The sequence below is a fragment of the Lonsdalea quercina subsp. quercina genome (genome assembly GCF_000688655.1).
GTDB lineage: Bacteria > Pseudomonadota > Gammaproteobacteria > Enterobacterales > Enterobacteriaceae > Lonsdalea > Lonsdalea quercina.
Window position 1 is genome coordinate 58464 of record NZ_JIBO01000004.1, and the last position, 13104, is coordinate 71567.

The following is a 13104-nucleotide window of genomic DNA, read 5'->3' on the forward strand; positions in this document are numbered from 1 at the left end:
CCTGGCACCGTTTACACGTGCCGGGCACCGTCTTCTCAGGCAGGTCCGTTAGCCTTTTTCGGCCAGCACCGTGGGGAACAGACCGGCGTGGTCGTTAATGACGCGTATATTCCTGAACCCTGCCTGGGTCAGTTGCTGCACCGTGTTCTTTTCAGTGCGCATCGCGTTCCATTGTGTTCCGATGACCTGCATGAAAAGACACTTTTGCAGGCGCAGCAACGCCGGGTCCAGTCGTTCCATTTTCCAGCTGGAGTCATTCGCCATCGAGGGTGGGGGCGTCATGAAGCTGGNGACCAGGGTGCCACCTTTCTTCAGCGCGCGATAAAAAAGGCGGTAAAGCTCCGTCACTCTGTCATCGCTGGATTCATAAATCGTTAATCCATTGCTGGTCAGCACGTCGAACTCCTCCGAGAATGTCATCTGCCAGGCATCGCCTTCAATCAGCGTCGTGTTCGCCAGAACGCCTTTTTGCTCCGCCAGGGCGCGGGCCTGCGACAGCGCGGCTTCGTCCAAATCAATCCCGACCAGACGGATGTCCGGCGTGCCGGCGAGATGAAGCAAATCCGTCATCAGGCCGCAGGGTACGGAGGCCATCGCGCCGCCGGACATCGTCCGCTTTTTCAGTTCCCGGCAAAAGATGCCGTAACGCTCCCGGGTCGCCAGCGTGGCGGGCAGCTGCTCAAAGATAATGCGTTCCAGCGGATGCATCACGCGTGGATTCTCCGGCGTCCACGTCACCAGTTCGTTCGTCCAGAAAGCATCTAACCCTTTGTTGAGGATTAAAAATCTGCCCAGGGGGAATTCACACAGCTGGTCAAACAGGCACAGGAGTTCGCTGACCGGCGCATCGTCAAGATCACCACGGTCGGCTATGCGCTGGCGCTCAGCCATGAGGGCTGCACCGGGATCCACGTCAGAATAGCCGGTATGAGAAAGCATCGATTTTTTCATTAAATCTTCCTGATTAGGGTGATGAGAACGATCCCTCTTCCCTGATGAAGGAAAAGCCGAACTCAACATCAATGATGGATAGCCTGTTTCGAGAGGACTCTAGAGTCAGGCGTGCGTCTTAGGGGCTTTCCTGTGCCCGCCACCCGAACGCAACTGAAACGTCTGCGGAGCGGCAAATGCTTTTTCTCCCGCCATCCCCGGCTGACGTTGTCTACCGCCAGCAACGCCCCTTGCGCGACTATATCGCGACCAGATGGCGCACGCCCTCTTTCTCCATGTCTGGCCCCAGACCGCGTTGGACGATTTCGCCCCGGGACATGACCAGATAACGGTCGGCCAGCGCCGCCGCGAAGTCGTAGAATTGCTCGACCAACAAAATACCCATATCTCCCCGCAGGGACAACTGTCGGATCACGGCGCCGATCTCTTTGATCACGGAAGGTTGGATACCCTCGGTGGGTTCATCGAGGATCAGCAACTGCGGCCGGCAGGCGAGGGCGCGGCCGATCGCCAACTGCTGCTGNTGGCCACCGGATAGGTCGCCGCCGCGCCGCGCTTTCATTTCCTTCAGGACGGGAAACAGCCGATAGATCTCTTCCGGCGCCGATCTGGCCTGCGCGCCGGAAAAACGCGCCAAACCCATCAGCAGATTTTCTTCCACCGTCAGGCGTGGAAATATCTCCCGGCCCTGCGGCACATAGGCAATACCGGCCTGGACTCGCTGATGCGGTTTTCGGTGATTGATGACGCGATCCTGCCAGCGGATCTCGCCGGATTTAGCCGGAATCAGGCCCATCAGGCATTTGAGCAGCGTCGTTTTCCCTACCCCGTTGCGTCCCAACAGACAGGTGATTTCGCCGGGCCGGGCCTCGAATGACAGGCCGCGCAGGATGTGGCTGCCGCCGTAATATTGATTCAGTTCCGATACCTGTAACATGTCAGCGCCCCAGATAAACGTCGATAACCCGATCGTCCGCCTGCACTTCGCGCAACGACCCCTCGGCCAGTACCTGGCCCTGATGCAGCACGGTGACGCGGTCGGCAATGGTTTCGACGAAGCCCATATCGTGCTCCACCACCATCAGTGAATGCTTGCCGGCCAGACCGCGGAACAGTTCAGCGGTGTACTCGGTTTCGGCATCCGTCATGCCGGCCGCCGGTTCGTCGAGCAGCAGCAGATGCGGCTCCTGCACCAGCAGCATGCCAATTTCGAGAAACTGTTTTTGTCCGTGCGACAGCAACCCGGCTTTGTGACCGCGCGCCGCGNCGAGCCGCAACAGCGTCAGCGTCTCGTCAATGCGGTCCCGCTGTTCGCCGTCCAGCCGCGCGCACAGGCTGGCCCAAACGGACTTATCGTTTTTCAGCGCGATTTCGAGGTTTTCAAACACCGTCAACGCTTCAAACACCGTGGGTTTCTGAAATTTGCGGCCAATGCCTAAACGCGCGATCTCCACCGGCGACAGACGGGTCAGATCGGTGTGCTGATCGAAGATCGCCTGACCGGCGTCCGGCCGCGTTTTGCCGGTGATCACATCCATCAACGTGGTTTTTCCCGCGCCATTGGGACCGATAACGCAGCGCAGTTCACCTACGCNAATCTGCAATGACAGATCCGTCAGCGCGCGGAAGCCGTCGAACGAGACGTTGATCTTCTCCAGCAGCAGGACCGGATCGTGTTGATGGCGGTAGCGATCCGCCGGAAGCGATTGGGTCAACAGGGATTCAGTCATCACGCCTCCCGCGCAACAGGCCAATGACGCCACGCGGCAGAAACAGCGTGACCAGGATGAACATCAGGCCCAGGAAGAACAGCCAGTATTCGGGAAACGCCATGGTGAACCAGCTCTTGGCGCCGTTAACGATACCGGCGCCGAGCAGCGGGCCGATCAGCGTGCCGCGTCCGCCGAGCGCCACCCAGATGGCGGCCTCGATAGAGTTGGTCGGCGACATCTCGCTGGGGTTGATGATGCCGACCTGCGGCACATACAGCGCGCCCGCCAGCCCGCACAGTACCGCTGAGAGCGTCCAGACCAACAGCTTGAAGCCACAGGGATCGTACCCGACGAACATCAGCCGGTTTTCCGCGTCGCGCACCGCCGTCAGCACGCGGCCGAATTTGCTGCGCGCCAGCGCGAAGCCGATGCCGAGGCTGGTCAGCAGCAACAGCACGGNGGCGATGAACAGGCCGATGCGCGTGCCGGTGGCGCTGACGTTAAAGCCGAGCAAGGTGGTGAAGCCGGTAAACCCGTTGTTGCCGCCGAAGCCGGTTTCGTTGCGGAAAAACAGCAGCATCCCGGCGTAGGTCAGCGCCTGCGTCATGATCGAGAAGTAGACGCCTTTAATTTTCGAACGGAAGGCGAAGAAGCCGAACACCAGCGCCAGCAGACCGGGCGNCAGCATAATCAGGCACAGCGCCCAGGCGAAATGTTGTGTGCCGGCCCAGAACCACGGCAGCTCGTTCCACGACAGAAACGACATAAACGCCGGCAGATCGTCTCCCGCAGCCTGACGCATCAGGTACATGCCCATGGCGTAACCGCCCAGCGCAAAGAACAGCCCGTGGCCGAGTGACAGCAATCCGGCGTAGCCCCATACCAGGTCGAGCGCCACGGCAACGACGGCATAGCACAGGATTTTGCCGATCAGCGTCAGGGTATAGGTGGAGATCGCCAGCGGATGGTCGGCGGGCAGCAGCGCACAGAACGGCAGGGTCAGCAGCGCCAGCGTTGCCAGGATGCCAAGGCTGAAGGTCAGGCGCGGCGCTTTGCGCGCCAGGGTTAAAGTCAGCGGCAGGNTCATCAGTCAATCACTCTCCCTTTCACGGCGAACAGACCCTGCGGACGTTTCTGGATAAACAGAACGATCAGCGCCAGGATCAGAATCTTGCCGAGCACCGCGCCGATCTGCGGTTCCAGCACTTTGTTGAGGATGCCGAGACCGAAGGCGGCCGCCACGGTGCCCGCCAACTGGCCGATGCCGCCCAGCACCACCACCAGGAAGGAGTCGATGATATAACCCTGCCCCAGTTCCGGGCCGACGTTACCCAGCTGCGACAGCGCCACGCCGCCGAGTCCGGCGATGCCGGAGCCGAGGCCGAACGCCAACATGTCGACACGGCCGGTGGGAACCCCGCAGCAGTCCGCCATGGCGCGATTCTGCGTCACGGCGCGTACGTTCAGCCCGAGACGAGTTTTGTTCAGCAGCAGCCAGATGAGGCTCAGCACCGCAAATGCGAACAGGATCACCGCGATGCGGTTGAACGGCAGCACCAGATTGGGCAGTACCTGTAGACCCCCCGAGAGCCAGGCGGGGTTGGCGACTTCCAGATTCTGTGCGCCGAACAGCGCGCGCNCCAGTTGGATCAGCATCAGGCTGATGCCCCAGGTGGCGAGCAGGGTTTCCAGTGGTCGGCCGTACAAATGGCGGATGACGACGCGTTCCAGCGCCATGCCTATCGCCGCCGTGATCGAAAAGGCCGCGGGCAGCGCCAGCAGCGGATACCAGGCCAGCCACTCGGGCGCGAACTGCTGGAACAGCGACTGCACCAGCCAGGCGGCGTAAGCCCCCAGCATCAGCATCTCGCCGTGCGCCATATTAATCACTCCGAGCAGGCCGTAGGTGATCGCGAGGCCGAGAGCGGCAAGCAGCAGGATTGAACCAAGCGACAGCCCGGTAAACGCCTGACCGAGCAGTTCGCCCCACATCAGGCGCTGTTCGATTTGCCGCAGGCTCTCTGCGGCGGCGTCCCGGACGGCGGGTTCAGGCTCGTCGGCGGCCTGCGTCAGGCGCTGTAGCCGCGCCTGCGTGGCGGGATGGCTCGACTCGCCCAGCTGTTTTACCGCCTGCAACCGTACTGCGGCATCGGGGCTGGCGAGCTGGAGATTGGCGGCCGCCAACGCCAGCGAGGCCCGCACTGGGTCGNCGGTTTCGCCGGCGAGCTGCCGTTCGATCACCGGGAGCAGAGCGGCCGCGTCCGTGCTTTGCAGCTGCTGCGCGGCGTGCAGGCGGGTCGCCGGGTCATCGCTGACCAGTTGGTGTGCGGCGAGCGCGCTGGCGATCATTACGCGAAGACGGTTGTTCATAAACAACTTTTTGGTATCGCCGCTCGGCTGCCGCGCGCTGTCGAGAGGCGTGAAGACGTCGTCCTGCCTGCTGAAAGGCTGTTTGTTCTGGTCGATGACCACGGATTCGCGACGCAGCGCCTCCAGCAACGGCAGGCGGGCGGCCTGCGGCGCGGCGGCCCACTGTTCAAGCAGCGCGGCCTGCTGGGCGCGGCCGGCGGCGGCGAACTCCGCGCCGTCTCCCGCCAGCGCCAGCCAGGGCAGCAGTAACAGCAGAGCGCAGAAAGAGCGGTGAATTTTCATGATGGTGTTCCCGTTTTGTGGCGCGGGAGAACGGCCTTGGCTCCGACAGCGGGAGAAAGGCCGTGCCGCTTACTTCGTTGATTTCACCGGATGGTCGGGTTTCTGGTCGTTGCCCGCGATATAGGGGCTCCACGGCTGGGCGCGGACCGGTTTATCGGTCTGCCATACCACGTCGAACTGGCCGTTCTCTGTCACTTCGCCAATCATCACCGGTTTATGCAGATGATGATTGTTCGCATCCATGGTCAGGGTGAAGCCGCTGGGTGCAGAGAAGGTCTGTCCCGCCATCGCCGCCCGGACTTTGTCCACATCGGTGGTGCCGGCTTTCTCGACGGCCTGCGCCCACATATGGATGCCGACGTAGGTGGCTTCCATCGGGTCATTGGTCACCACACTGTCGGCGTTCGGCAGGCGACGGGCTGTGGCGTAGGCGCGATAGTCCGCCACGAACTTGGCGTTGGTCGGGTTATCGACGGACTGGAAATAGTTCCAGGCGGCCAACTGACCGNCCAGCGGTGTGGTGTCGATGCCGCGCAGCTCCTCTTCGCCGACCGAGAATGCCACGACGGGAATATCGGTCGCCTTAATGCCTTGATTGGCCAGTTCTTTATAGAACGGGACGTTGGAGTCGCCGTTAATGGTGGAGACCACCGCCGTCTTGCCCCCGGCCGCGAATTTCTTGATGTCGGACACGATGGTCTGGTAGTCGCTATAGCCGAACGGGGTATAGACTTCCTGGATATCTTTGTCCTGAATGCCTTTTGCCTGCAGGAAAGCGCGCAGGATCTTGTTGGTGGTGCGTGGGTAGACATAGTCCGTGCCCAGCAGGAAGAAGCGCCTGGCGCCGCCGCCGTCTTCGCTCATCAGGTATTCCACGGCTGGAATCGCCTGCTGGTTCGGCGCGGCGCCGGTATAGAACACGTTCGGCGACATCTCCTCGCCCTCATACTGTACCGGGTAGAACAGCAGGCCGTTCAGCTCCTCGAATACCGGCAGCACCGACTTGCGCGACACCGAGGTCCAGCAGCCGAAGACCACCGCCGCCTTATCCTGCGTCAGCAGCTGGCGGGCTTTCTCGGCGAACAGCGGCCAGTTCGAGGCCGGGTCGACCNCTACCGGCTCCAGCTTCTTGCCCAGCACGCCGCCTTTGGCGTTGATTTCATCAATGGTCATCAGCGCCACGTCCTTCAGCGGCGTCTCCGAGATCGCCATGGTGCCGGAAAGCGAATGCATGATCCCCACCTTGATGGTGTCGGCGGCCTGAACTCCCCAGGACAGGCCCATGCCGATCACGGTGGCGGAGAGTGCGAAACCCTTAAGCAGCGAACGTCTTTTCATCGTCTAACCCTCTCAATAGGTGTTCGTTTATTCAACGGGGTGGAGCCTGGCTTGCTGTAGCCGGTGCAAGGTGATCTTTCTGACCTCCGCCTTGCTCTCGGCGATGTGGGTGGTCAGCGTGTGCTGCGCCTCCTCGGTCTGTTGCCGGAAAATCGCCTGTAAGATCTGGGCGTGCTCGCGGTAGGTGGCATCGATGCGGTCTTCGCGCGTGAAGTCGAGACGGCGGATGATGCGGATTTTTTCGGTCAGCTCGGTGTGAATGCGTGTCATCTCCCGGTTGCCGGTGGCGCTGACCAGCGTGATGTGGAAGCGTTCGTCCTGTAGCGAAACCGCCTTGCCGTCCTCCTCACGCGCCTCGTCGATCCAGAAGGCTTTCAGCGCGGCGAGCGTCGTCGCGCATTGCGCTGGCGGTAGCGCGCACAAGCGGCGCACCGCCTCGCGCTCCAGCAAGATGCGCAGGTCGTACAGNTCCTCGAAATACTCGAAATCGAAGGGCTTAACCTGCCAGCCGCTGCGGAACCACACCTCGACATAACCTTCGCGCTCCAGCCGGAACAGGGCCTGACGCACCGGGGTGCGGCTCACCGCCATGCGTTCGGCGATTTCGTTCTCGCTGAAACGGTCGCCGGGCATCAGGCGGAACTCGAAAATGTCCTGCTTCAGCGCCTGATAGACCTTTTCAGCCAGTGGTTCCGGGCGGCCTTTGCCGCGTTGTGTGGGAAGAGTCATCGTCGCTCCTTATTCCAGCCACAGCAGAACGTCGCCCGGATTCACCGGACGGCCCGCCTGGCAGGCTATGCGTTTAACCGTGCCGCTGCGGGGAGCGGCGATCGCTAATTCCATCTTCATCGCCTCGACGATGATGAGCGTCTGTCCGGCTTCGACCTTGTCGCCCGGCTGTACCTGTATTTTCCAGATATTGCCGCTGACGTCGGCGCAGACCGAGAANGCGCTCTCATCCTCCTCGGCTATTTCCTCGAAAGCCGGACCGGCGGCGTTATCTGCTTCTTCCTCTTGCCAAAGCGCCACCTCGCGCGTGAAAGCCTCGGCCTGTCGTTTCCGGAACGCCGCGATGGATGCGGCGTTGTCGGCGAGAAAATGCTGATGCGCCGCGAAGTCGAACACGGTCTCTTCAATACGGATGCGCGCGCGGCCTTCGCGGAAATCGTCGCGCAGCTGCGTTAACGCGTCTTCGGTCACCGGATAAAAACGCACCTGATCGAAGAAACGCAGCAGCCACGGCGCGTCGGCGGCGAACTGATCGNTTTTCAGAAATTTGTTCCAAATGGGCAGGGTGCGGCCGACCAACTGATAGCCGCCGGGTGAATCCATGCCGTAGATGCACATGTACATGCCGCCGATGCCGACGGTGCCCTCATGGGTGAAGGTGCGGGCCGGACTGTATTTAGAACTCAGCAGGCGATGACGGGGATCGATCGGCACCGCGCAGGGCGCGCCGAGATAAACGTCGCCGAGGCCGAGGATCAGGTAGCTGGCGTCGAACAGTACGTCGCGGACGGCGTCGCGATGATCCAACCCGTTGATGCGTTGAATAAAGTCGACGTTGTTCGGCAGCCAGGGCGCGCTGGCGCGCACAGTTTCTCGGTAGCGGTCCACCGCACCGAGCGTGGCGCTGTCTTCAAAGGCCATCGGCAGCCAGACGATGCGCGATGGCACCTTCAACTGCGAGACGTCGCCGAGTCCGGCCTCCAGCTCAAGCAGCAGGGCGATCGCCCGTTGCTGGCTGAGGAGCCTGCCGTCGTAACGCACCTGCAACGAGCGCACGCCGGGTGACAGCTCTTCGATGCCGGGCGTCGCGCGTTCGCGCAGCTGGTTCATCAGCAAATGCACGCGCAGGCGCAGCGCCAGATCCAGCACGTTGTCTCCGTACTCCACCAGCACATAGCCGTCGCCCGCCTGACGATAGGCGACCGCCGGCGTGGTTCGCGTGGCGGGCAGCGCCGCCAGCAGGGTGGCGGAACCCGCCTCGCTCGCCGCCAGCGAGGGCGGCGCAAATGTCGGGACAGGGCAGGCGCGCAGCGTGCTGATGCTTTGCGCCTGCGCCTGCTCCAACGCGACGGCTTCCTCAATGCCGATGGGATGGAAGCGGATGCGATCGCCCGGTTTCACCTGACCGACTTTCCATAGCTCCGCTTTGGCGATGGTCACCGGACAGACGAAACCACCGAGGCTCGGTCCGTCCCGGGTCAGGATCACCGGGAAGTCGCCGGTGAAGTTGACGGCACCGACGGCGTATTCGCAGTNATGCACGTTGGACGGATGCAAGCCCGCCTCGCCGCCGTCGGCGCGCGTCCAGGTGGGCTTGGGACCGACCAAACGTACGCCGAGGCGGTTGGAGTTGTAGTGGACCTGCCACTCGCTGGCGAAGAACTCGTCAATCGCGTCCTGGGTGAAAAAGTCGGGCGCGCCGTGCGGGCCATACAGCACGCCGATGCGCCATTTAGTGCCGTATTGCGGCACCAGCGCGTGATCCAGCGGTTGCGGTTTGCTGACCGGCGCTGGCGTGGCGCAGGCGGCCAGCTGCGGCTGCGAGATCGGCAGCATGTCGGCAATGCGCAGGGGGCGGCCCGCGTGTCCGCCGAACTGGCCAAGGGCGAAGGTGGAACGGCTGCCGAGATACTCCGGCACGTCGATACCGTTGCGGACGGCGAGATAGGTGCGGCAGCCCGACTGCGCGCGGCCGAGGGTTAGGGTCTGTCCCGCGCTGACGTCGATCGGCCGCCAGTAGGCTACCGGCGCGCCGTCCAGTTCCGCCGGGCAATCCGCGCCGGTTAGTGCGATCACGGCGTCGCAGTGAAAGCGCATCGACGGACCCTGCAGGGTGAATTCAAGCCCTGCGGCGGCCTCATGGTTGCCGACGATGCGGTTGGCGAGGCGGAAGGCGAAATCGTCCATCGGGCCGGACGGCGGCACGCCGATATCCCAATAACCGAGACGGCCGGGATAATCCTGCACGGTGCTGAAGGTGCCGGGTTGCAGCACTTCGATCATGGAGGCGGTCGGGGTAAAGCCGTCGAGGAAGCGGGTCCACACTTCGCCGCGGCGGAAAGCGGAGGTCGCGACGATTTGGCGAAGATAGTCAAGGTTGCTGGCAATGCCGTGCAACTGCGTGGCCGCGAGCGCCTGCTGCATTTTCTCCAGCGCCGCGTCGCGCGTGTCGGCGTGGACGATCAGCTTGGCGATCATCGGGTCGTAATGGGCGGAGACCTCGGTCCCGGCATCGATCGCGCTATCGATGCGCACGCCGTCGGGAAAATGAACGTGGGTCAGCACGCCTGGACTCGGCTGGAAGTTTCTCAGCGGGTCCTCCGCGTAGAGGCGCACCTCGATCGCGGTCCCGTGCGGCGCCTGCCGCATCCGCGCCCAGTCGAGCGGGTCGCCCGCCGCGACCCGCAACATGCACTCCACCAGATCGAGGCCGGTCACGCATTCGGTCACCGGATGCTCCACCTGCAAACGGGTGTTCACTTCAAGGAAGTAGAACGCGTCATGTTCGGCGTCGTAGATGTACTCTACCGTCCCGGCGCTGCGGTAATTCACCCGTTCGCCGAGCCGTACTGCGGAATTCAGCAGCGCGTCGCGCGTGGCCTGTGGCAAATGGGGCGCGGGGGTCTCTTCCACCACCTTCTGATTGCGGCGCTGCAACGAACAGTCCCGCTCACCGAGGGCGACGACCTGACCGTGGCCGTCGCCGAAGATCTGGACTTCGACATGGCGCGCGCGGTCGATGCAGCGCTCCAGAAATACGCCCGCATCGCTGAAGAACTGCTCGCCGAGGCGACGCACGCTTTCCCAGGCCTGNCGCAACGCCTCCGCGTCGGCGCAGCGCGTCAGGCCGATGCCGCCGCCGCCCGCGGTGCTTTTCAGCATCACCGGATAACCGATACTGTCCGCGGCGCTCAGCGCGTCTTCCTGCGAGTTCAGCAGCGGCGTGCCGGGCGTCATTGGTACGCCGGCGCTCGCCGCCAGCTCACGCGCGCGGTGTTTCAGCCCGAACTCGCCGATTTGTTGAGCGGTCGGGCCGACGAAGACGATGCCCGCTTCTTCGCAGGCGGCGGCGAACGGCAGGCTCTCGGAGAGAAAGCCGTAGCCCGGCCAGATGGCTTCTGCGCTGGTCTCGCGCGCGGCCGCGAGGATTTTGTCGATGCGCAGGTAGCTTTCGGCGGGTTTGTCGCCGCCGAGGGCGATCGCCACATCGGCCTCTTTGACATGTCTGGCGTTGCGATCGGCGTCGGAGTAAACGGCCACGCTGGTGACGCCCAGACGCTTCAGCGTCTTTATGGCGCGGCAGGCGATTTCGCCGCGGTTGGCTATGAGTACCGTGCTGAACATGATTATTCGCTCCTCTGCGTCGCCAGCCAGCTGCGCCAGCCGCCGAATTCGGTAATCTCCAGCGCGTGCTCCAGCGCGGCCGGTTCACAAATAAAACCTTTCACCACGCGGCCGTCGGCCAGCGTGAGCGAGCCGATGCCGAGCGGCGGGGGGAGTTCCGCCACGAACTCGCCGAAGCGCGCCAGCGGGATATCCCACAGTTCGACGGCGATGGCGCCGCCGTTGGCGTCGCGCAGCAGCCCCGGCTTCTTGACCGGCCCGTCAAGCAGGGCGAACAGGCGGTACTCGGCGGCGGTTTGCGTCTCTTCGATCAGGACCGCCTGACGCGTGGTGAGCTGATGGTTGAGCGGCATGCCGGTGAGGTGAGCGCCCACTACCGCCACGCGAACGTGTTCGACCGACGGCGGCAGCGCGGCGCGCTCTTCGGGAGAAGCCTTGCCGGTGGCGCCGAGCGGCAGCCCGAGTTGTTGCTGCCAGCGCAGGCCGANCCCGGCCAGCGCGCGATCGTGCCAGGCGGGGGCGATCAGCGTGATGCCCGCGGGCAACCCGTCGTCACGAAATGGGCCGGGCAGCGCCAGCGCGGCGAGATCGGCCAGGTTGGTGAAGTTGGTGTAAGTGCCGAATTGCGAGTTGTAGCGCACCGGCTCCTGCGTGATGTCTTGCAGCGTGCGGATGGTCGGAGAGGTGGGCACCACGAGGGCGTCGAATGGGGCCAGCGCCCGTTGAATACGGCGGGCGAGATCAGCGCGTAAATACTCGGCCTGATAGGCTTCCACCGCGCTGTATTGCCGTCCGCTGTGGATAATGCCGTACACCACCGGATCCATCGCTTCCGGATGGGCCAGCATCTCTCCGACCGCCGCGGTGCGTTCGGCCACCCACGGCCCGGAATAAAGCTGTTCCGCCAACTGATGGAACGGCGTGAAGTCGATCGGATGCAGCGTGGCGCCGCTTTGCGTCAGAAGTTCCAGCGCGTGGTGCCATGCCGCTTCGGCCAGGCGGTCGCCGAAAAAGGNCGGGACGGCGGGAATGGCAAAATCGGGCTGCGCTTTCATCCCCGCCGGCGCGAAGCACGGCGCGCGGCGTGAATAGGCGTCGTCGGCATCGTAACCGCCCGCGATCGTCGCGACGGTAAAAGCGTCTTCGACGGTGAGCGCGAACACGGACACGGTGTCATTGAGGCGGCAGGCCGGTACGACGCCGCGGGCGGAGAGCCAGCCCTTGGTCGGTTTCAGACCCACGATATTGTTGAAGCCGGCGGGTACACGTCCGGACCCGGCGGTATCGGTGCCGAGCGCGAAGCCGACCAGCCCGCGAGCCACCACTGACGCCGAACCGGAGCTGGNGCCGCCGCTGACGTAGTCGGGATTAAAGGGGTTATGCACCGCGCCGAACGGTGAACGCGTGCCGACCAGTCCGGTGGCGTACTGATCGAGATTGGTCTTGCCGATCGCCACCGCGCCTGCGGCTTTCAAGCGTGCGACGACCACGGCGTCGTTTTCGGCGGTGTACGTGAAGGCCGGACAGGCGGCGGTCGTCGGCCAGCCCGCGACGTCGATGTTGTCCTTCACCGCAAAGGGAACGCCGAACAGCGGCAGCGATGCGGGATCGCGCCGGTAGCGCGGCAGCAGCGGTTCGATTTGCTGCCGCAACTGTTGCGGAGTGGCGAGATACAGCCAGGCGTTATCTTGTTTATCGAGCGCTGCGAGGTGTGCTGCCAGCAGCGTTTCGATCCGTTGGGGATCGTGTTGGTAGCAGCGTCGCCATGCCTGAAGCGTCAAACCCAGTGTCGATGTCATGATGAATTCCAACTTGTATACAACATGGAATCCATAAAGCAACTTGCATGCCAATCATCAACATAATGATTTGGCTAATAAAAAATAGTGACACGATTTCCCGGCTCACCCTGTTGATGTTTCATAGTGCAGCCGAAGCACCATGATGGTGGCGGGTATAAGAAAAAGGAATGATGACAACGCGGTCGTGGAGTGGGTGAACCGCGTCTGACGGCAAGCGTCGCCGCGCCGCGGTTGGAACACGTGGCGCGGCGCCTCGACGCTTCATTATCGGGGCCTGTAGGCGCGGTTGCGTATAC

9 protein-coding genes are annotated in these 13104 nt (G+C 63.1%); all 9 read right to left on the bottom strand.

Annotated features, from left to right (window positions below):
* Nucleotides 1-48 precede the first annotated feature (48 nt).
* Nucleotides 49-1020, bottom strand: coding sequence for a class I SAM-dependent methyltransferase (locus tag RZ35_RS03155; RefSeq protein ID WP_081825686.1), 972 nt, complete (start codon nucleotides 1018-1020; stop codon nucleotides 49-51).
* 169 nt (nucleotides 1021-1189) lie between these two features.
* Complete coding sequence (gene urtE, locus RZ35_RS03160) at nucleotides 1190-1888, bottom strand: urea ABC transporter ATP-binding subunit UrtE (protein ID WP_026741999.1); 699 nt, start codon at nucleotides 1886-1888, stop codon at nucleotides 1190-1192.
* A gap of 1 nt (nucleotide 1889) precedes the next feature.
* Nucleotides 1890-2681 (bottom strand): urea ABC transporter ATP-binding protein UrtD, encoded by a 792-nt coding sequence (gene urtD, locus RZ35_RS03165; RefSeq protein WP_026742000.1) that lies wholly within the window; start codon nucleotides 2679-2681, stop codon nucleotides 1890-1892.
* On the bottom strand, nucleotides 2674-3750 hold the full coding sequence (gene urtC / locus RZ35_RS03170; protein ID WP_026742001.1) for an urea ABC transporter permease subunit UrtC: 1077 nt from the start codon (nucleotides 3748-3750) through the stop codon (nucleotides 2674-2676). Before urtC ends, urtD begins: the two co-directional genes overlap by 8 nt.
* Nucleotides 3750-5315: an urea ABC transporter permease subunit UrtB gene (gene urtB, locus RZ35_RS03175; RefSeq protein WP_026742002.1), complete on the bottom strand. Its 1566-nt coding sequence runs from the start codon at nucleotides 5313-5315 to the stop codon at nucleotides 3750-3752. Before urtB ends, urtC begins: the two co-directional genes overlap by 1 nt.
* Nucleotides 5316-5384: 69 nt before the next feature.
* Nucleotides 5385-6653, bottom strand: a complete 1269-nt coding sequence (urtA, locus tag RZ35_RS03180) for an urea ABC transporter substrate-binding protein (protein WP_026742003.1) — start codon at nucleotides 6651-6653, stop codon at nucleotides 5385-5387.
* 27 nt (nucleotides 6654-6680) lie between these two features.
* Nucleotides 6681-7382, bottom strand: coding sequence for a GntR family transcriptional regulator (locus tag RZ35_RS03185; protein WP_026742004.1), 702 nt, complete (start codon nucleotides 7380-7382; stop codon nucleotides 6681-6683).
* A 9-nt stretch (nucleotides 7383-7391) separates the two neighbouring features.
* Nucleotides 7392-11006: an urea carboxylase gene (uca, locus tag RZ35_RS03190; protein WP_026742005.1), complete on the bottom strand. Its 3615-nt coding sequence runs from the start codon at nucleotides 11004-11006 to the stop codon at nucleotides 7392-7394.
* 2 nt (nucleotides 11007-11008) lie between these two features.
* Nucleotides 11009-12805, bottom strand: coding sequence for an allophanate hydrolase (gene atzF / locus RZ35_RS03195; RefSeq protein WP_026742006.1), 1797 nt, complete (start codon nucleotides 12803-12805; stop codon nucleotides 11009-11011).
* Between the last annotated feature and the right edge of the window lie 299 nt (nucleotides 12806-13104).